At 62.2% G+C, this 18,427-nt stretch carries 18 protein-coding genes and 1 tRNA gene; 9 read left to right on the top strand and 10 right to left on the bottom strand.

Annotated features, from left to right (window positions below):
- Positions 1-92 precede the first annotated feature (92 nt).
- From GOW72_RS05330 to GOW72_RS05305, 6 genes are all read left to right on the top strand, one after another.
- Positions 93-176 (top strand) — tRNA-Tyr (locus GOW72_RS05330).
- Between the two features lie 430 nt (positions 177-606).
- Entirely contained in the window at positions 607-1,953 is a 1,347-nt protein-coding gene (locus tag GOW72_RS05325; RefSeq protein WP_093964815.1) for a substrate-binding protein, read from the top strand.
- A gap of 104 nt (positions 1,954-2,057) precedes the next feature.
- Positions 2,058-3,089, top strand: coding sequence for a branched-chain amino acid ABC transporter permease (locus GOW72_RS05320; RefSeq protein WP_170340251.1), 1,032 nt, complete (start codon positions 2,058-2,060; stop codon positions 3,087-3,089).
- Positions 3,090-3,092: 3 nt separating this feature from the next.
- A complete protein-coding gene (locus tag GOW72_RS05315) occupies positions 3,093-4,298 on the top strand; it encodes a branched-chain amino acid ABC transporter permease (RefSeq protein ID WP_170365704.1) in 1,206 nt (401 codons plus the stop codon).
- 12 nt (positions 4,299-4,310) lie between these two features.
- On the top strand, positions 4,311-5,066 hold the full coding sequence (locus tag GOW72_RS05310; RefSeq protein WP_093964812.1) for an ABC transporter ATP-binding protein: 756 nt from the start codon (positions 4,311-4,313) through the stop codon (positions 5,064-5,066).
- 9 nt (positions 5,067-5,075) lie between these two features.
- Positions 5,076-5,831 (top strand): ABC transporter ATP-binding protein, encoded by a 756-nt coding sequence (locus GOW72_RS05305; protein ID WP_093964811.1) that lies wholly within the window; start codon positions 5,076-5,078, stop codon positions 5,829-5,831.
- A 6-nt stretch (positions 5,832-5,837) separates the two neighbouring features.
- On the opposite strand, the gene GOW72_RS05300 is transcribed toward GOW72_RS05305, so the two are convergent.
- The 7 genes from GOW72_RS05300 to GOW72_RS05270 form a co-directional block, all read right to left on the bottom strand.
- Positions 5,838-6,959: an alanine racemase gene (locus GOW72_RS05300; protein ID WP_170365701.1), complete on the bottom strand. Its 1,122-nt coding sequence runs from the start codon at positions 6,957-6,959 to the stop codon at positions 5,838-5,840.
- Positions 6,956-8,203 (bottom strand): D-arabinono-1,4-lactone oxidase, encoded by a 1,248-nt coding sequence (locus GOW72_RS05295; protein ID WP_170365699.1) that lies wholly within the window; start codon positions 8,201-8,203, stop codon positions 6,956-6,958. The genes GOW72_RS05300 and GOW72_RS05295 overlap by 4 nt, the downstream gene beginning before the upstream one ends.
- Before the next feature lie 90 nt (positions 8,204-8,293).
- Positions 8,294-8,815 carry a DUF2478 domain-containing protein gene (locus tag GOW72_RS05290; RefSeq protein ID WP_170366032.1) on the bottom strand — a complete coding sequence of 174 codons (522 nt, stop codon included), beginning with the start codon at positions 8,813-8,815 and terminating at the stop codon, positions 8,294-8,296.
- Positions 8,816-8,886: 71 nt separating this feature from the next.
- Positions 8,887-9,552, bottom strand: a complete 666-nt coding sequence (locus GOW72_RS05285) for an NnrU family protein (protein WP_170357258.1) — start codon at positions 9,550-9,552, stop codon at positions 8,887-8,889.
- Between the two features lie 105 nt (positions 9,553-9,657).
- Complete coding sequence (locus tag GOW72_RS05280; RefSeq protein WP_170365697.1) at positions 9,658-11,724, bottom strand: ABC transporter permease; 2,067 nt, start codon at positions 11,722-11,724, stop codon at positions 9,658-9,660.
- A complete protein-coding gene (locus GOW72_RS05275) occupies positions 11,721-12,773 on the bottom strand; it encodes a betaine/proline/choline family ABC transporter ATP-binding protein (RefSeq protein ID WP_170365694.1) in 1,053 nt (350 codons plus the stop codon). The genes GOW72_RS05280 and GOW72_RS05275 overlap by 4 nt, the downstream gene beginning before the upstream one ends.
- Before the next feature lie 9 nt (positions 12,774-12,782).
- Entirely contained in the window at positions 12,783-13,733 is a 951-nt protein-coding gene (locus GOW72_RS05270; protein WP_170340840.1) for an ABC transporter substrate-binding protein, read from the bottom strand.
- Positions 13,734-14,130: 397 nt separating this feature from the next.
- Here GOW72_RS05270 and GOW72_RS05265 point away from each other — a divergent pair, with 397 nt between their 5' ends.
- Both GOW72_RS05265 and GOW72_RS05260 read left to right on the top strand, forming a co-directional pair.
- Complete coding sequence (locus GOW72_RS05265; RefSeq protein WP_170365692.1) at positions 14,131-14,793, top strand: DNA-3-methyladenine glycosylase I; 663 nt, start codon at positions 14,131-14,133, stop codon at positions 14,791-14,793.
- A 40-nt stretch (positions 14,794-14,833) separates the two neighbouring features.
- On the top strand, positions 14,834-15,520 hold the full coding sequence (locus GOW72_RS05260) for a hypothetical protein (protein ID WP_170365690.1): 687 nt from the start codon (positions 14,834-14,836) through the stop codon (positions 15,518-15,520).
- A 3-nt stretch (positions 15,521-15,523) separates the two neighbouring features.
- Here the strand turns inward: GOW72_RS05260 and GOW72_RS05255 are convergent, their stop codons facing one another.
- Complete coding sequence (locus tag GOW72_RS05255; RefSeq protein WP_170365687.1) at positions 15,524-15,928, bottom strand: c-type cytochrome; 405 nt, start codon at positions 15,926-15,928, stop codon at positions 15,524-15,526.
- Positions 15,929-16,023: 95 nt separating this feature from the next.
- Between GOW72_RS05255 and GOW72_RS05250 the strand changes: the two genes are divergently transcribed.
- Complete coding sequence (locus GOW72_RS05250) at positions 16,024-16,461, top strand: DMT family transporter (protein ID WP_170340233.1); 438 nt, start codon at positions 16,024-16,026, stop codon at positions 16,459-16,461.
- Here the strand turns inward: GOW72_RS05250 and GOW72_RS05245 are convergent.
- Both GOW72_RS05245 and GOW72_RS05240 read right to left on the bottom strand, forming a co-directional pair.
- Positions 16,445-17,131, bottom strand: coding sequence for an ABC transporter ATP-binding protein (locus GOW72_RS05245; protein ID WP_170365685.1), 687 nt, complete (start codon positions 17,129-17,131; stop codon positions 16,445-16,447). The genes GOW72_RS05250 and GOW72_RS05245 overlap by 17 nt on opposite strands.
- Positions 17,124-18,410, bottom strand: a complete 1,287-nt coding sequence (locus GOW72_RS05240; protein WP_170365683.1) for a lipoprotein-releasing ABC transporter permease subunit — start codon at positions 18,408-18,410, stop codon at positions 17,124-17,126. Before GOW72_RS05240 ends, GOW72_RS05245 begins: the two co-directional genes overlap by 8 nt.
- Between the last annotated feature and the right edge of the window lie 17 nt (positions 18,411-18,427).

Below are 18,427 nucleotides of genomic sequence, written 5' to 3'. Positions count from 1 at the left end.
AATGTTTCCTGCGCCAAAGCGGAATTTTCCTGTTGACGCTCCTTTTGAGCGCTAGTAATCACGCCTCCACGTCAGGTGCAACGCCTGACAGTGGGCGACAGGCCGCAAGGTGTGGCAGGGGACTGTAACTCCCTCGCGGAGACGCACGCCTGGTTCGATTCCAGGGTCGCCCACCATTTTCTTCCGCAAATCAGAACACAGATGGATTTTGCACACCGGATTTGTCCAGGTGGTCCCTTGCGTTTGCCCTCGATTCTGCGAGGAAATTCAGGCAAAGGTTGAGTGCCCGGAGATCATGCGATGCCCCGAGCATCAACGGCCGGACATCGGACGGCGTGGGACTGGCGGTTGCATCGAGACACCCGATGCTTGTATCGAAACGGGATTTTCTGACTCATCCTTTCCAATGAGCAGCTTATCATCTTCCAGTTCCAAAAATTTACAAATTCATAAATCAAAGAGTTCAAGAATTTACAAAATAATATTTCATTTCTAGGGACTTGTTGGGGAATTTTCATTCTGCCCCTCATACTTGCCCTGCGCAGGTTGCGTTTTACCCGACGGAAGAGGAGCCCGAGGGCGTAGCCTGCTAATTGGGAGGAATTCATGTCAAACAAATCTGTCACGCGTCGCGGCGTGCTGAAGTCTGGTGCCGTCACAAGCGCCGGTCTGGCATTGCCGACGATCTTCACAGCCTCGTCGGCCGCGGCTTATACCAACGAACCCACTGGCGGATCAGTCACGCTGGGCTTCAACGTGCCGCAGACCGGCCCCTATGCCGAAGAAGGCAATGACGAACTGCTGGCGCAGCAGCTGGCGGTCGAGCATCTGAATGGTGAAGGCGACGGCGGCTGCCTGAACACCTTCACGTCGAAGGCGCTGAAGGGGAACGGCATCCTTGGCAAGAAGGTCGAGTTCGTCACCGGCGACACGCAGACCAAGTCCGACGCTGCCCGTGCATCGGCCAAGTCGATGATCGAAAAAGACGGCGCGATCATGATCAACGGCGGCTCGTCCTCGGGCGTGGCCGTTGCGGTTCAGGGCCTCTGCCAGGAGGCGGGCGTGATCTTCATGGCCGGCCTGACCCACGCCAACGACACCACCGGCAAGGACAAGAAGGCGAACGGCTTCCGTCACTTCTTCAACGCCTACATGTCGGGTGCCGCTCTGGCGCCGGTGCTGGCCAAGGAAATGGGCACGGAACGCCGCGCCTATCACCTGACCGCCGACTACAACTGGGGCTGGACCCAGGAAGAGTCGATCGTGGCGTCGACCGAGGCGATGGGCTGGGAGACGGTCAACACCGTCAAGACCCCGCTGGCCTCGACCGACTTCTCGTCCTACATCGCGCCGGTTCTGAACTCGGGCGCGGACGTGCTGGTTCTGAACCACTACGGCGGCAACATGGTCAACTCGCTGACAAACGCGATCCAGTTCGGCCTGCTCGACAAGGTCGTAAACGGCAAGGACTTCAAGATCGTCGTTCCGCTGTACTCGGAACTGATGGCCGCCGGCGCTGGCGAGAACATCAAAGGCGTTCTGGGTTCGATGAACTGGAACTGGCAGCTGCAGGATGAGGGCACCAAGGCCTTCGTGAAGTCCTTCGGCGAGAAGTACGGCAAGCCGCCGTCGAACTCGGCTCAGACTTGCTATGCCCAGGTACTGCTGTACGCGGATGCCTGCGAGCGCGCAGGCACCTTCAACCCGTGCGGCGTGGTCGAAGCTCTCGAGGACTTCGAGTTCGACGGTCTGGGCAACGGCCCGACCTGGTATCGCGGTGCCGACCACCAGTGCTTCAAGGATGTGCTGGTCGTGCGCGGCAACGAAAACCCGACCAACGCCTATGACACGCTCGAGATCGTCGAGATCACTCCGCGGGCGCAGGTCGAGTACGATCCGGATCACCCGATGTTCGCCGGCGGCGAACTGGGCAAGTGCAACCCGGGCGCGTAACCCCGACACTCGGTTTTTCGCAAGAAAACCCCTGAGTCCTCAAAACGGCTCTCTCCGGTCAGACGACCGGGGAGAGCTGCCGGGACCAGTCAAAGGTAAGGACAATGGACGCAATCCTACTGCAAATTCTGAACGGGCTGGACAAGGGCTCGGCCTATGCGCTGATCGCGCTGGGGCTGACGCTGATCTTCGGCACGCTCGGCGTGGTGAACTTTGCCCACGGGGCCCTGTTCATGATCGGCGCCTTCTGTGCCGTCACGCTTCAGAAGATCTTCAACCTCAGCTACGAGGTGGTCGACGAGACCCAGACCGACTTTCTGGGCAACCCGCTGAAGGTGAAGACCCCCTATGTCGAAAGCTGGTTCGGCCCCGAACTGGGCGCGACCATCATCGACTGGTCCGTGCCACTGGCCATCCTGTTTGCCATCCCGATCATGTTGATGGTCGGCTACGTGATGGAACGCGGCCTGATCAAGCATTTCTACAAGCGTCCCCATGCAGATCAGATCCTTGTGACCTTCGGCCTGGCCATCGTTCTGCAAGAGATCATCAAGTATTTCTTCGGCGCCAACCCGATCCAGACCCCGCCGCCTGCGGCACTGAGCGGGTCCGTCGATCTGGGCGTGGCGCTGGGGTTCGATCCCAACGCGATCATCTATCCGATCTGGCGTCTGGTCTATTTCCTGTTCGCGGTCGTGATCATCGGAGGCGTGTTCTCGTTCCTGCAGTTCACCACCTTCGGCATGGTCGTGCGCGCCGGAATGGCCGACCGGGAGACCGTGGGCCTTCTGGGCATCAACATCGACCGACGGTTCACCATCATGTTCGGCATCGCAGCCGCGGTGGCTGGGCTTGCGGGCGTGATGTACGGGCCGCTGAACCCGCCCAACTATCACATGGGCATGGATTTCCTTGTGCTCAGCTTCGTGGTCGTCGTAGTCGGCGGCATGGGCTCGCTGCCCGGCGCGGTTCTGGCCGGGTTCCTTCTGGGCATCCTTGAAAGCTTTGCCTCGACCACCTGGGCGACCACCACGATCCCGGGCATCAACCAGATCATCATCTACCTTGTCGCCATCATCGTTCTTCTGACCCGTCCGCGGGGTCTGATGGGCCGCAAAGGCGTGATGGAGGAATAACCCATGCTGGGACTGAACAAAAAAGACACAAGCCTGCTGATCGTCGTCGCAATCCTGACGCTGCTGGCCCCCTTCATCCTGAACCCCTTCCCCACTGACAGCGCCATGGCGCAGTTCAACGCGGGCTATCCGGACCTGATGCAGCGGTTCGTGATCTTCGGCATCTTTGCCATCGGGTTCAACATTCTGTTCGGCCTGACCGGATACCTGTCCTTCGGCCACGCGGCCTTTCTTGGGGTGGGTTCCTACTCGGCCGTCTGGATGTTCAAACTGCTCAGCTACAACGTCATCCCGGCCATCGCGCTGAGCGTCGTGGTCGCCGGGCTGTTCTCGGTGCTGATCGGCTATGTCAGCCTGCGCCGGTCGGGGATCTACTTCTCGATCCTGACGCTGGCCTTCGCGCAGATGAGCTTTGCGCTGGCCTATTCGGTGCTGTCGAACCCCAAGTTCAACCTGACCAACGGGGAAACCGGCCTGCAGGTCTATGCCGACGATCCGCAGATCCTGCAGGGGGCCAATTCTCCCGATCTGCCGCATCTGTTCGGCCTGCCGATGCGCGCGACCTACACGATGGATGTGGGCGCGTGGAGCTTTGACTTCAACGCGGGCTACTATCTGTGCGCGGTGATCATGATGGTGGTGTTCTACCTGGCGATCCGCATCTTCCGTTCGCCCTTCGGCATGATGCTGCGCGCGGTGAAGTCGAACCAGCAGCGGATGAACTATACCGGTCTGAACTCCAAGCCCTACACTCTGGCCGCTTTCGTGATCTCGGGCATGTATGCCGGTTTGGCCGGTGGCCTGATGGCCGCAATGGACCCGCTGGCCGGCGCAGAACGGATGCAGTGGACCGCCTCGGGCGAGGTCGTTCTGATGACCATCCTGGGCGGCACCGGCACCCTGATCGGACCGGTTCTGGGCGCGGGCTTCATCAAATATTTCGAGAACATCTTCTCGAAGATCAACGACAACGTGCTGCACAGCTGGTTCGCCTTCCTGCCCGACGGGCTTGAGGACGCGGTGGTGTTCATCATCCACCCGTTCATCGGCAAGGGCTGGCACCTGACCCTGGGCATCCTGTTCATGCTGGTGGTGATCTACCTGCCCGGCGGACTGGTCGAGGGCGGTCAGCGGTTGCTGAACTGGATCCGCCGCAAAAGCGTTGGCGGGGATGACAGCCGCGAAGGCAAAACCGAGCCGGCAGAATAAGGGAACGCGTCAATGGCAATTCTGAAAGTAAAAGATGTCAGCAAGCGCTTCGGCGGCCTCAAGGCCCTGACGGACGTGAACCTGAGCGTCGAGGAAAACTCGGTCCATGCGATCATCGGCCCCAACGGGGCGGGCAAGTCCACCCTGCTGAACTGCCTGGTGGGCAAGCTGATCCCGGATACCGGTTCGGTCTTGTTCGACAACCAGTCGGTGCTGGGGCGCGAGCCGTACCAGATCAACCAGATGGGCATCAGCCGGGTGTTCCAGACACCCGAGATCTTTGGCGAGCTGACCGTGATGGAAAACATGCTGATCCCGATCTTCGCGATGCGCGACGGGGCATTCCGCATGCACGCCTACGAGACCATCGCCAACGAAAAAGAGGTGGTGGAACAGGCCGAGGCCATGCTGGAAGAGATGAACATGGCCGACAAGCGGCACATGCATTCAGCCTCGCTGTCGCGCGGCGACAAGCGGCGGCTCGAGATCGGCATGTGCCTCAGCCAGAAGCCGCGCCTGCTGCTGCTGGACGAGCCCACGGCCGGTATGGCACGGGCCGACACCAACAACACCATCGACCTGCTAAAGCAGATCAAGGATGAGCGCGACATCACCATCGCAATCATCGAACACGACATGCATGTGGTGTTCAGCCTGGCCGAGCGGATCACCGTTCTGGCGCAGGGCACGCCGCTGGTCGAGGACACCCCCGAAAACATCCGCGGAAACCCCAAGGTCCGAGAGGCCTATCTGGGCGAGGCGGCGTGAGGAAAAGCTATGAACGAGAAACCTGACTTTTCGAAAAACGCCAATATGGCCAGCACCGCGCCCGCGTTCCTGTCGGTGTGGGACATGCATTCGTACTATGGCGAAAGCTACATCGTCCAAGGTGTCAGCTTCAACGTCCACGAGGGCGAGATCCTGGCCCTGCTGGGGCGGAACGGGGCCGGGAAGACTTCGACCCTGCGCTCGATCGCGCGCGTGGGCGAGCCCGAGGTGCGCCACGGCGAAATCTGGCTGGACCACAAGCCACTGCACAACATGACCAGTTACGAGGCCGCCGCGGCCGGGTTGGGCCTTGTGCCCGAGGATCGGCGGATCATCCCCGGCCTGACGGTCGAGGAGAACCTGCAGCTGGCCCAGATCGCCCCGCCGATCGGCTGGTCGCTGGAACGGATCTACGAGCTGTTCCCGCGTCTGGGCGAACGGCGCAAGCAAGAAGGTGTGACCCTTTCGGGCGGCGAACAGCAGATGCTGTCCATCGCCCGTGCGTTGGCCCGGGACATCAAGGTGCTGCTGCTGGACGAACCCTACGAAGGGCTGGCCCCGGTGATCGTGGACGAGATCGAAAAGACGCTGATCCACATCAAGCAACAGGGCATGACCACCATCATCGTCGAACAGAACGCGGTGCGAGCGCTGCAACTGGCCGACCGGGCAATCATTCTGGACACCGGCTGCATCGTGTTTGACGGCACCGCCGACGAGGTGCTGGAAAACACCCAGCTGCGCGAGGAATACCTGGCGATCTGACCCGTGTCAGTTGGGCAGGCAGGCCCATTCGGCCACGACCTGCCCCTGCCGCAGGGCCAGAACCGTGCCGAACTGGTTCAGAACCGCTTCACTCTGACTGGGGCGCAGCAAGGCGATATCGCCGGGCTGTGCCTTGGTTGTTTTGGGACCCACCCATACCTCTTGATTGCTTGAACGCCCGAATACGCCGGAATAGCCGAACCCGTCGGGCCAGACGGGGCTGGCCAAGTAATGCCCACCGGAAATGGCAAGGTTGGTCCGGCGCAGTCCGGGCAGGTCGATCCCTGGCACCGGGTTGTGCGGCATGACCTTGAGGATCGGTGCGGCCAAGAACAGCGCGGGCAAAAACGCCTTGGTCGATGCATGGTCGAAATCCGAGGGTTTCACCAGAACCGACCCAAAGGCAACCTCGGTCGCCGGGGTTCGCGTGGCCGGGTCCTGAAAGGTAAGGCTGCCACCGGTGTTCAGGCACAACCCCTGCGCCCCCAGCCCCAGCGCAGCGACCGCCCGTTCATATGCTTTCGCACTGGCTCGCCGCGCGCGGCGTCGGAGCAGCGCAGGCAGTTTGGCCAGATGCACCTCGTACCCCATCACGCCCGACAGTGTGACATGGGCGCGATCCGCGATCCGTGCCGCGACGCCTGCGACCTGATCGGGGGTCAACCCGCCGCGATGCAGGCCCACGTCGATCTCGAGCGACAGGCGCAGGGTTTGGCCCGTGTCAGCGGCAAGCGACAGATATGCGTCCAGCCGCTGTGGCGTGTCGATCAGCCACTGCACCCTTTGGGCGGTGTCGGGATGCGTCTCAAGAATCCGCCGGGCGGCCGTCACCGGCAGCGGTTTGCCCAGCAGGTGATCGGTGTCCGGCTCGGCGGCCAGCAAGGCCGACAGCATGGGTTCGGAAAAGCTCATCAGGCCCGTTGTCGGAATTCGGACGCGGATATGGTCCAGCAGAGGCAGGCACGGCAGCGATTTGGCCACCAGCCGGGCCTGCAAGCCGTGGCCCAACCCTGCGCGGGCGGCGTCGCAATTCCCATCGACCCGGTCCAGATCGACGACGGCAACCGGCCGATCGACACCATGATCGCGCAGCGCTTGAGCGAGATGTTCAAGATACTCTGCAGTCATGGGCGAAACATCCGGGCCAGCGCGGGTGTCAGGAACTTGCCCTTTGGGTCCAGCCGTTCACGCAATGTGCAGAATGCATCGAAATCGGGATAGAGGCGCGAAAGATCGGAATAGGTCAGGCTGTGCAACTTGCCCCAATGGGGGCGGCCGCCGGCCTGCAGGAACAGCGGCTCCATCGCCTCGAAATAGCGCAGATGGCCTTCCTTCGCATCGGTGTGGATGGCAACCGATACCCGTGGGCCACCTTGGAATGGTGACAGGCAGGCGTCGTCGCCCGCGGTCTGGCGCACCTCGATGGGGAAATAGATGTCGGCGTGGTCACGCTCCAACCGTCGGATCAGCTCTGACAGCACGTCACGGGCGTTTTCGGGCGGAAGGTGGTATTCCATTTCTTTGAACCGGATATGCCGATCGCTGCACAGAACGCGCCAGCTTTCGCCGACGTAATCCTCGTCGGATTGGGCCATCGTCAGCAGACGCAGCAGGGCGCGCCGCAGGCCGGGACTGAGCCCACCCGCGCTGCGCGCCAGCTTCAGAACCTTGACGGCGATCATGTCCAAATCGCGCGGCGCGCGGGTCTCGGGTGCATCGGTGATTTCATGCCGGATTTCAACGGTCTTGCCGGTGAAGGGGATGTAGAAGAACTCGAAATTCCTGTTTTCGTCCCAATGCTGGTGCATGCGCTCCAGTGTGTCCTGCAGGTCTGACAGACGCACCCGGCGGCGCAGGTTGTATTTCGGCACGACGTTGATCTGTGCCTCGGTCACGATGCCCAGCAGACCCAGCGAGACCTGCACCATGTTCCGCGGAATGTCGTCGGTGGTCAGGGTCTGTCCGTCAGCGCCGATCAGCCGGGCTGCAGTGATCTCGGCAGACAGGCACGGCAGGGTGCGCCCGGTGCCGTGGGTTGCCGTGGCCGCCGCGCCGGCCAGAGTCTGCATGTTGATATCACCCAAGTTGCGGAAGGCCGTGCCGTGCCGTGCCAATGCCGGTGACAGATCGCGCAGCCGGGCATTGGCGTTGACCCAGGCCCGCCCGTCGTCGACCCTTGTTACGGCGGGCAGGTCCAAGGCGGTCAGGTCAATGATCTGTTGCGCCCCTGGAACCAGCGGTGTGAAGGAATGCCCTGCCCCGACCGGACGCAGGGTTTCGGCCGAGGCGATCAGCTGTTGAAGGTCTTCGGTCGTGGTCGGCCGCTTGGGCCGTATTTGGCTTGTCTGGTTGCCTGCCCAGTTCTGCCACATGGCTGATCCTCCTCCCATCCGGGGCAGAGGATTGCAGCCGGGGCGACAGGGAACAAGCCCGGTTTTCAGGACGTTACGTCGGGAAAGCAGTTATTCGGCCGCAGGCCGCAGGTTGTCGACGCTGTCGAACCAGGCCTCGATGGCCTCCAGATCAGGCGCAAGCGCCTGCGCCGCACCATCGGTGAAATCCACGAACTTGTCACAGTTCAGGCCGTTGACCCCGACCAGCACCGGGATATCCAGCGCCAGCGCCTCGGCGATGACGGGGCGGAACCCGCGGCCATCGGCCTCGTGCTTGCCGAACTTGTTGACGATCAGCAATTGTGGACCGTCGGCCAGCGAAGCAGTCACATAGCCCACCGCATGCTCCAACGCGGCGGGGTCCAACCGGCACCCGCGCGACTGGCTGCCCAGCGATTGCGAGATGCGGATGGTCTCGCCATTCGGCAGCACCCGCAGGTCCATGTCGCATTTGCTGCTGTCGGCGCATTCGGTGTTGGTCTGAACCACACCGGCCAGACGGGCGCCCTTGGCCAGCAGACGTTCGGCTACCGCGCTCAGCAGGCGGTCGGTTGCGCCGCGATCGGTGGTGGTGACGTAGGCCAAGTGCATCGGCAGACCTTTCTGGGTTTCATCTTGTTGTTTCAATTAGCACGCATGAGGCGCCCCTGCCAGCACCCGCATCAAGGCAGCGGAGACACTCCGATCACCGGCGCGTGCAGGTGCAACAGCGCGACATAGGCCAGCCCCGCCACCAACCAGACCCAAGGCCGCGGCCAGGGGCTTGGCAGCCGCAGCGACAGGCGTGCTGTGTTGCGCGACAGGCGCGTCCAATCGGCCCCCATCTCGCGCGCCTTGCGCCTGTCGATCAGGGCCATGCCCATCCAGGCGAAACCCGCGAACAGGCCAAACAGAACCACATGCGCCAGGCTGCCATTGGCCAGCAGATGCGCCAGCGCCCACAGCATCATCGCCAGCAAGATCGGGTGACGGGAGGTGCGCAGGATGCCGGGCTGCTCGGGGTTGAACGGGCGGCGTCCCAGGCCGCCGAAGGAAAAGGGGTTGGTCGCCGCCAGCCCGGCCACCGCCAGCCAGCAGACGACGGGCATAACCAGCAGCGGCATCCAGCGCAGGATCGCCAGCGGTGGGATCACCTCGACATAAGGCGCATCGGCCGCGGCCACGATCAGCCAGGCCAGAACTGCCAGTGACAGTGCCGAATAGACCGCGAAATAGGGCCCGCGCCCCATCAACCCGATCAGCCGGCCACGCACTGCCGGACGCGCCGGAATGGCGTGGCTCAGCAGAAAGATCAGAAGTGCAGCAACAAAAGCGCCCCAACCGGCCATGGTCATCTCCGCCTGTTTTGCGCCCGAGATACCGGGGGAAACGGCCCCGGTCCTTGTCCGAAATCAAGTGTGGTCGGGGGCAGCTGCGCCACCCCCGATCCAAGGCTACAGGCCCAGCGCCTTGCGGCGTTCCTCGGCAAATCCCTGAACCATGCGGTCGGCGACCAGCGCCAGAATGGCCATCGCCGCCCCGGCCGAAATGCCCAGCCCCACATCTGCCTGCCCCAGCGCCAGATAGATCGACTGGCCCAGACCGGTCGTGCCGATCAGCGCCGCGATCACCAGCATCGCAAAGGCGTAAAGGATCGTCTGGTTCAGCCCCAGCAGGATCGTGGGTGCAGCATAGGGCGCACGCACGTCGCGCATGATCTGCCACTCGGTCGCGCCGCTGGCGATCGCGGCCTCCATCATCTCGTCCGGGGTGTTGACCAGCCCGTGACGGGTGTAGCGGATCATTGGCACGATCGCATAGGCGCAGATCGCCAGAAAGGCCGAAAACTCGCCGATCTGGAACACCATCAGCACCGGGATCAGGAACACGAACAGGGGAATCGTCTGCAGCATGTCGCAGATCGGGCGCACGATCTTCCAGACCGGCGACCAGACCGCGCTGGCGAGGCCGATCAGCCCGCCGACAACGGCACAGAAGAACACCGCCGCACCGCTGAGATAGAGCGACAGCAGCGCCCTCTCCCACAGGCCCGAGATCAGGATCGTGCTCAGCAGCGCCACCGACAGCGCCGCCAGACGCCAACCGCCCGCCACCCAGCCCAACGCCGCCGCGCCGGTCAGGACGAAGGGCCATGGCAGGTTGGCGATGCCGGTCTCGAGCATGCCGATCAGGATCAGCGTGACCAGACCTCCGGTCAGGTGCCCACGCCATGCCATCAGCAAGGCGATCACCGCACCGGCGGCGAACAGTCCAAAGCTCATGGCCGGGGTCCACTGGAACCCCCAGGTAAAGGGCAGAACCGCCTGATCCAGACCGATCCGCAGCGGCAGCAGAACATAGAACATCGAGTTGTTCTTGAGCGAATCCAACCACGGCCCGTTGTTCTGGGTAAAGGCTGTCAGGCCGCTGTCCACCGCCTCCGCGACCGGATCCAGCAGCGTCAGTTCGGACGGGTTGGGCAGCCGCGCCCAGAACAGCAGCGTGAACAGGACCGCAAAGCCAAGAACCGCCCAGACGACGCGGTTGTCATGGCGATTGCGCTCGGTTGCGAGCGTGCCGCTCATGCGGTCGATCACCACCGCAAAGACAACGATCACCATGCCGGCCAGCAGAGATTCACCGAACTGCGCCTTGCGCATGGTCAGCAGGACCTCCCAGCCGATGTCGTTGAACCCGCCGATGACCGCAGCGATGATCACCATCGACAGGGCCGCCATCAGGCACTGGTTCACACCCACCATGATCTGCGTCGCCGCCGCCGGGATTTCCACCTGGAACAGCTGCTGGAACCGGGTGCCGCCCGACATGATGGCGGCTTCCTTGATCTCGGGCTCCACGCGCTCCAACCCCAGCATCACGTTTCGCGCCATCGGCGGCGCCGCATAGATGGCCGAAGCGATCAGCCCTACCACAGGGCCAAAACCGAACAGCAGGAGCAACGGTGTCAGATAGGCAAAGGTCGGCACCGTCTGCATGATGTCCAACACCGCCTGAACGGCCGATTTCACCCGCGGCAATTCGTTGGCCAGAATGCCAATTGCACTGCCGACGATCAACGCGACCGGGACCGATACGGTCACCAGCGCCAAGGTGTTCATGCTCTCGGCCCAATAGCCCGAGGCCAGCACGAAGCTGAGGCCCAGAAAGCCCAGCGCCGCCATGGGCAACCCGCCCAAATACCAGCCGAGTGCCGTCACCAGCCCGATCAGAATTGGCCAGGGCGTATTGCCCAGCACGAAATTGGCCCAGTTCATCGGGTAGGCCATAAGGTCGGAAAACAGCCGGGCCGCCGGTTTGATCGCGTTCAGAAACCAGTCGAGGAAGGCGCCAACCCATTGTGTGGCCGGCACCTCCCATGACGCAGGCCATTTGACGAGCCAGGGCGCGTGCGGCTCAAGCGCCAGACACAGCGCGCCCACGATCAGCGTGATCAGGGCCGCCTGCGCTCCGGCTGTCAGGTGAATCCGAGTGGGTTTGGGAACATCGGCGACGACGGTCATGCGTCATCCACCTGCAGGGCTGCGGCCAGATCTGAGGGGTGCACGGTGCCGACGATCGCGCCGGTTTCGTCATGCACCGGCACGGGCTCGTACAATGCCATACAGCGCGCCAGCGCCGCGTCCAATGTCATCTTTGTTGTCAGGCCAGGGTCATCGGGACCGAGCTCGGCCTCGCCCGCTTGCATGACCGAGGCGACTTTGGCGTGCTGGCCCTTGGCCACGTCCTTTGAGAACTCGCGCACATAGTCGTCGACGGGGCGCAGAACGATATCCGTCGGCGTGCCGATCTGCACAATCTTGCCGTCCCGCATGATTGCGATGCGGTCCGCCAGCTTTAGCGCTTCTTGAATATCATGCGTGATGAAGACGATGGATTTCTTCAGCGTCGCCTGAATGCGCAGGAATTCGTCCTGCAGCTGCCGCCGGATCAACGGGTCCAAGGCCGAAAACGGCTCGTCCAAGAACCAGATGTCGGGGTTCACTGCCAAAGACCGGGCGATGCCCACGCGCTGACGCTGACCGCCCGACAGTTGCCGGGGAAAGCTGTCCTCGCGGCCCTCGAGCCCCACCAGCGAAATGACTTCCTGCGCGCGGGCCAGACGTTCTTTGCGGCCCACACCCTGCACGCGCAGCGGATAGGCGACGTTTTCGGCCACCGTCATGTGCGGGAACAGTCCGAAATGTTGGAACACCATACCCAGTTTCTTGCGGCGCAGTTCGGTCAGCTGCTTCTTGGGGGCACCCATCACATTGTCGCCGTCGATGCGAATCTCGCCACCCGTTCCGGGCAACAGTTGCGAGATGCAACGGATCAGGGTCGACTTGCCGGACCCCGACAGACCCATGATGACGAACAATTCACCATCGCGGACTTCGAAATTTGCATCCTGAACAGCCGGGATGAACCCCTGTTCGCGCAAATCGGCGGCGGCCTTGTCGGCGTCGTTCCCTGACCGAGACAACGCGTCGGTCAGGGCTTTTTCTGCGCCTTGGCCAAAAACCTGCCAGAGAGACTGGCAGGCAATGGCTGGCGTATTCGCGTCAGTCACTTAGGTGGCTCACTTCGTTGCCGCGTCCACGACCGGACGCCACTTGTCTTCGTTGTCCGCCATCCAGGCCGCGACAACCTCTTCGACCTTGCCGCCGTCGACATCGATCGCACCCATCATCGGCTGCTGGTCTTCGACCGCCAGTTGATAGTTGTTCAGGATTTCATACGCGGCAGGCCACTTGTCCGCCAGACCGCTCCACCCGGCTTTGAAGATGCGCGAGGGCGAGAAATCGCAGTCATTGACGGCATTGGGGTTTGGCCCCCAAGCCGGATCGTTGAAGCAAGCGTCTTCACCCGGCGGCAACTCAACGAATTTCACATCGTAGGCCGACATGGCCCAATGCGGTTGCCAGAAGGTGATCAGCAGAGGCGATTTGCGTTCGGTCGAAGCGCGTAGTTCGGCAATCAGCGCGCCCTCGGACCCGGCAGGAATAGCCTTGAACGGCAGTTCAAGCCCGACCATGCGGTCTGCCCCGGGCGTCCCCCAGTCAGCCGGATAGTCGACCAGACGTCCCATCGGCAGGGTCTCAGCCGTCGCAAAATTCTGTGCGCAGTCCTTCAGCGCTTCCCACGCGGGCAGGCCCGGGCAAAGGTCGGCGACATGGGCCGGATATGCGATGCCTTCCTTCGCATCGAGGCCAAGGTCGCCGATTTCGACCACGGTGCCCTCTTCAATTTTCTTGGCGTATTCGTCCGACACGTTCGACGACCAGATCTCGAGCGTGGCATCGATGTCCCCGTCAGCCAGCGCCTGGAACTGGTTCAACATGCCCGCGGTGACGAATTCAACCTGATAACCGGCGGCCTTGAGCATCTCTGCAGCGACATGCGTGGTGACGTGCTGGCCCGTCCACTCGTTGATCGCCAGTTTGATCGGCTCGTCCACCGCGCCCATGTCAGCCGCGTGCGCGGCGCCAGCGACCATGATCGCCAGAAGGCTTACATTCAGTTTTTTCATGGATTTTCTCCCTGTTTCTTTGTTTTGCCCACCCTGGCGGAAACGTGCCCGCCGGCTGACTTGTCTAACGACAATACCATGTCGCAACATGCACAAATTTGGCCGGAAAAGGAAAGCGAACAGTTCGCGTCATTCCCAATAAACGGCCTCGGTACCGCATTTCATTCCTCTCGCGCCCTCGTGTCATGGGGCGGCTTGCCCGAGGTTTCGCGGACCGGACATTGATTGACGAGTCAATCACAAACCCAATTGGGGTCGTTTGTCGAGTATTTCTTGTAACGATGGGGCAAAATCCTGATTTTCCGACTGTTTTGCCCAAATGGCAGACCTTACTGGGCGGCCGCCCTTGCATTTACCGGAACAAATTGGCAACATTTGGCGCGAAGGGAGCTTTGCGATGCACCATTTCGATGAGATCTATGGGCTGGCGGCCGACCGGCACGGCGGACCGCACGCGCTTGAAGACAAACTGTCCAAGCCCAAATCCGCCAAGGAATTGGGCGCCCTGTCAGAGGATCGGTGGCTTTCGACAATCACCAAGTGCATCTTCCAGGCTGGCTTCAATTGGAAGGTCATCGAGGCGAAATGGGACGGTTTCGAGGCGGCCTTTGACGGGTTCGACGTTGGGCGCTGCGCCTTCATGGATGATGAGAAATTCGACGCGCTGTTGCAGGACACGCGCATCGTGCGCAACGGCACCAAGATCGCCACCGTGCGCGACAACGCAGCGTTTCTTATGGAACTCCGCACGGAAGGCGGCGTTGGCAAAGTGTTGGGCGGCTGGCCATCTACCGACTATGTCGGACTTTTGGACATGCTCGCAAAACGTGGTTCTCGGTTGGGCGGGGCTTCAGCCCAGTATGCGATGCGCTTTGCCGGAAGAGACAGCTTTATCCTGTCACGCGACGTAACCGCCCGTTTGATCGCCGAAGGCGTCATCGACAAGCCAGCCACCTCCAAGAAAGCGATGGCTGCGGTACAGGACGCCTTCAACACCTGGATGCGTCAATCCGGCAGGTCGTTGACCGAAATCAGCCGGGTGCTTGCGATGAGCCTCTAGAATCGCTTGCGACCGAACCACAGCGGGCTAGGGTTTGGTCATGGTCCGGTTGATTTCGATCCTGCTTTTTCTTGCTCTGTTGTCCTGCGGTCGCCCTCTGACCGAGAACGAGCGCGCCTTTGCAAGCAAGGTTCAAGGCGAAACGCTGGATCTTGACCGGGTTCGGCTGGTCGAAGGCGCGCCGGTCGCCTCCATCACCTACGAACGAAAAGCCAGACCGAGGCTGGCTTGCCGCGAGCGTATCCTGCCGCCGGTCAAGGAAGAGATCGTAACCGGAAAACCGGCGGCGATCGCGCTGTTCAACCGGGTATACTTCACCAAGGACTGGTATCTTGACGACTACATGGCGCGGTACCCCGACCAGATGAACCTTGTGGCCGCCATGATCTTTGCCCATGAACTAACCCATGTCTGGCAATGGCAGAACCGGAAAACCACCGGCTATCACCCGTTGAGGGCAGCCGCCGAACATGGTGGCCGCAAGGATCCTTACCTGTTCGATCTGGATAACTCGGCCGATTTTCTGGACTACGGGTTTGAACAGCAGGGCGCCATCGTCGAGGAATATGTCTGCTGCCGCGCATTGGATCCGGACGCCCCGCGGACCCAGCGTTTGCATGACATGCTGGCCAAGCATTTCGACCCGGAAAAACTGCCGGGTGCCCGGCGAGAAAGCGACGTGGTCATCCCTTGGAGCGGTGCCAAGGTGGAAGGCATCTGCAGATGAGGTTCACTTGCCTTGCAAGGTCTTTAGATACGCGACCAGATCGGCAATCGGCTTGCTGGTCAGGATCGGCTGGCCGGCATCTGTCTTGATGGCGGTGTCCTGCCCTTCGAAATATGGCCCGTAGACCGGCATCGGACTGCCATGGCTGACCAGAGGATCACGGCCGTCTATCCGCTGCACCACACGCGCGGTCGGAAATTTACCGCCCGCGTTCCCAAGCGTCTTCAGATTGGTAGGTTGGATCAACAGCACGCCGGCCATTGGCCCATGTCCAGTCGCATCCAGTCCATGACAGGTGGCGCAATGGTGCAGGTAAAGCTGCTCCCCGGCTTCGGCATCCTGGGCTTCAGCACCTGTGGCGGCAATCGCACCTGCCATGGCCAAGGCCGTAAACGTCAACAGTTTCATTGCGTTCCTCCGTTCTAACGCCAAAAGCAGGGTTGCCCGAACCGTCACGACCCGCAATGATCCAGATCAACGAAATCGGCTAAGGGGTCCGGGCCATGACACATTATGCAGCCATCATGCTCGCCGCCGGGATCGGAGTTCCGATTCTCGCCGCGCTGAATGCGGCGCTCGGAAAACTGATCGGCTCGCCCACCACCGCTGCGGTCATCCTGTTTGCCGTGGCGTTTGGGTCTTCGGCGCTGGTGATGCTGCTGTTCCCCGGAACACAAGCTTTGGCAAAGGTTGCGCAGACCCCGAAACATCTGCTGTTGGGTGGGGTTCTGATTGCCTTCTACGTGCTATCCATTACCCACGTCGCACCGCATTTCGGCGTCGGCAACGCGGTGTTCTTCGTGCTGTTGGGGCAGTTGATCAGCACCGCGGCCATTGACCATTTCGGCCTTTTCGGCGCGCAGGTCACACCGCTGACCCTGATGCGCGCCGGCGGGATCGCGGTGATGGCCGTAGGCGTCGCGATCACTCAGCTGGCCTGAGCACACCCCCGTCCAGCCGCAGCATCCGGTCCATCCGCGCCGCCAGGTCAAGGTTGTGCGTGGCAATCAACGCCGACAGGCCGGACTCGCGCACCAGACCCATCAGCGCGGCAAAGACCTGATCCGAGGTACCTGGGTCCAGATTCCCTGTCGGCTCGTCCGCCAGCAGTACACGCGGTTCATTGGCTAGGGCCCGGCAGAAAGCCACCCGCTGCTGCTCGCCCCCCGACAAAGCTGCCGGGCGGTGGTCGGCACGGTCGGCGACGCCGACACGTCCCAGCAGATCCATCGCGCGGGCCTTGGCCGCCCTGTCGGACACCCCGTTGGCCAATTGCGGAAGCACGACATTTTCCAGCGCGGTGAATTCCGGCAGCAGGTGATGAAACTGATAGACAAAACCCACATCCCGCCGACGCATCGCGGTGCGGGTGCGGTCGCCCTTGCCGGTCGCATCCTGCCCGCCGATTTCGACCGTCCCGAAATCCGGCGTATCCAGAAGACCGGCGATATGCAGAAGGGTCGACTTGCCCGCCCCCGAGGGCGCCACAAGCGCAACCGCCTCGCCCGCCCGCAGCTCCAGATCGGCGCCGCGCAGCACCTGCACCTCGGCGGGCGTGCCTTTCAAATAGGTCTTGGTCAGGCCGGTCAGACGCAAGGTGACATCATTCATAGCGCAGCGCCTCGACCGGGTTCAGCCGCGCCGCACGGCGGGCCGGGAAATAGGTGACGAAGAAGGACAGGCCCAGCGACAGCCCCACCGCCTTGAGCACGTCCGACAGGTGCAGCTCGGCCGGCAAGGCATAGATGCCGCGGATCGCCGGATCCCAGACGCCGCCGCCCATCACGTAGTTCACGAAAGAGAAGATCGGATCGATATAGAGCGCGAACAGGCAGCCCAGGATGACGCCCATCGCGGTGCCTATGATCCCGGTGAAGGCGCCACAGATGAAGAACACCCGCAGCACCGAACCCTCGCTCAACCCGATAGTGCGCAGGATGCCGATGTCGCGGCCCTTGTTTTTCACCAGCATGATCAGCCCCGAGACGATGTTCATCGCGGCGATCAGCACGAGGATCGACAGGATGATGAACATCACGTTGTCCTCGACCTCGAGCGCGCGCAGAAAACCGCCTGAGGCATCCTGCCATGTCCAGATCTGCGAGCGTTCTCCCGCCGCCTCAAGGATAGGGATCAGGATGGGGTTCAGGTCCTCGGGGCGGTCGACCATCACTTCGATCTCGTCGGCGACGCCCTCGCGGTTGAAAAAGCTCTGCGCCTCGGAAAACGGCATGTAAACGCGGGTGCGGTCGATGTCATAGCGCCCGGCCGAAAACACGTAGACGACTTCATAGGCACTCACGCGGGGCGAGGTACCGAAGGCGGTCTTGACCCCGTTGGGCGAGGTCAGCTTGACCCGATCCCCCACCGTTGCACCGATGGCGCGGGCCACGCCCGAGCCGATGGCGATCCCCTCCTCGAACCGGGACAGGTCGCCGTAAGCCTGATCGCTTTCGGCAATACCGGGCAGGCTGTAGAGATCGTCAGGGCGGATACCGAACACCTCGACCCCGCTGCTGCGATCGCGGTTGGTGATCAGGACCTGCCCCTTGACCAGCGGCGCAGCGCGTTGAACGCCCGGCACCCGCGCGATGCGCTCGGCCATGGCGTCGAAATCAACTATGGTGCGATCAACCTGCCCTTGCGCGTCCAGTTCGCCGGCCGAGTAGACTGTTACATGAGCGTTGGCCCCAAGAATGGTGCCCACGAATTCGGACCGGAACCCAGACCGGACCGCCAGCGTGGCGATCAGCGCGAACACGGCCAGCGTGATCCCGATCAACGAGATCAACGTCATCACGCTTACACCGCCTTCGGCACGCCGGGCGCGCAGATAGCGCCAGGCGATCTTCCATTCGAAGGCGGCAAAGGGAGGGGGTGTTCTGGCCATTCCTGCTCCGGCAAATC

This window comes from Ruegeria arenilitoris (genome assembly GCF_013032855.1).
Classification (GTDB): Bacteria; Pseudomonadota; Alphaproteobacteria; order Rhodobacterales; family Rhodobacteraceae; genus Ruegeria; species Ruegeria arenilitoris.
The sequence above is the reverse complement of the archived record's forward strand: the minus strand, read 5'-3'. Positions and strand labels throughout refer to the sequence as shown.

Bases quoted from the DNA above. Each gene is read 5' to 3' on its own strand.
- GOW72_RS05245 (WP_170365685.1), bottom strand. From the start codon at position 17,131: ATGAATGATGTCACCTTGCGTCTGACCGGCCTGACCAAGACCTATTTG.
- GOW72_RS05315 (WP_170365704.1), top strand. From the start codon at position 3,093: ATGCTGGGACTGAACAAAAAAGACACAAGCCTGCTGATCGTCGTCGCA.
- GOW72_RS05265 (WP_170365692.1), top strand. From the start codon at position 14,131: ATGCACCATTTCGATGAGATCTATGGGCTGGCGGCCGACCGGCACGGC.
- GOW72_RS05290 (WP_170366032.1), bottom strand. From the start codon at position 8,815: ATGCACTTGGCCTACGTCACCACCACCGATCGCGGCGCAACCGACCGC.
- GOW72_RS05280 (WP_170365697.1), bottom strand. From the start codon at position 11,724: ATGACCGTCGTCGCCGATGTTCCCAAACCCACTCGGATTCACCTGACA.
- GOW72_RS05305 (WP_093964811.1), top strand. From the start codon at position 5,076: ATGAACGAGAAACCTGACTTTTCGAAAAACGCCAATATGGCCAGCACC.
- GOW72_RS05255 (WP_170365687.1), bottom strand. From the start codon at position 15,928: ATGAAACTGTTGACGTTTACGGCCTTGGCCATGGCAGGTGCGATTGCC.
- GOW72_RS05260 (WP_170365690.1), top strand. From the start codon at position 14,834: ATGGTCCGGTTGATTTCGATCCTGCTTTTTCTTGCTCTGTTGTCCTGC.
- GOW72_RS05285 (WP_170357258.1), bottom strand. From the start codon at position 9,552: ATGGCCGGTTGGGGCGCTTTTGTTGCTGCACTTCTGATCTTTCTGCTG.
- GOW72_RS05320 (WP_170340251.1), top strand. From the start codon at position 2,058: ATGGACGCAATCCTACTGCAAATTCTGAACGGGCTGGACAAGGGCTCG.
- GOW72_RS05270 (WP_170340840.1), bottom strand. From the start codon at position 13,733: ATGAAAAAACTGAATGTAAGCCTTCTGGCGATCATGGTCGCTGGCGCC.
- GOW72_RS05240 (WP_170365683.1), bottom strand. From the start codon at position 18,410: ATGGCCAGAACACCCCCTCCCTTTGCCGCCTTCGAATGGAAGATCGCC.
- GOW72_RS05295 (WP_170365699.1), bottom strand. From the start codon at position 8,203: ATGTGGCAGAACTGGGCAGGCAACCAGACAAGCCAAATACGGCCCAAG.
- GOW72_RS05250 (WP_170340233.1), top strand. From the start codon at position 16,024: ATGACACATTATGCAGCCATCATGCTCGCCGCCGGGATCGGAGTTCCG.
- GOW72_RS05300 (WP_170365701.1), bottom strand. From the start codon at position 6,959: ATGACTGCAGAGTATCTTGAACATCTCGCTCAAGCGCTGCGCGATCAT.
- GOW72_RS05310 (WP_093964812.1), top strand. From the start codon at position 4,311: ATGGCAATTCTGAAAGTAAAAGATGTCAGCAAGCGCTTCGGCGGCCTC.
- GOW72_RS05325 (WP_093964815.1), top strand. From the start codon at position 607: ATGTCAAACAAATCTGTCACGCGTCGCGGCGTGCTGAAGTCTGGTGCC.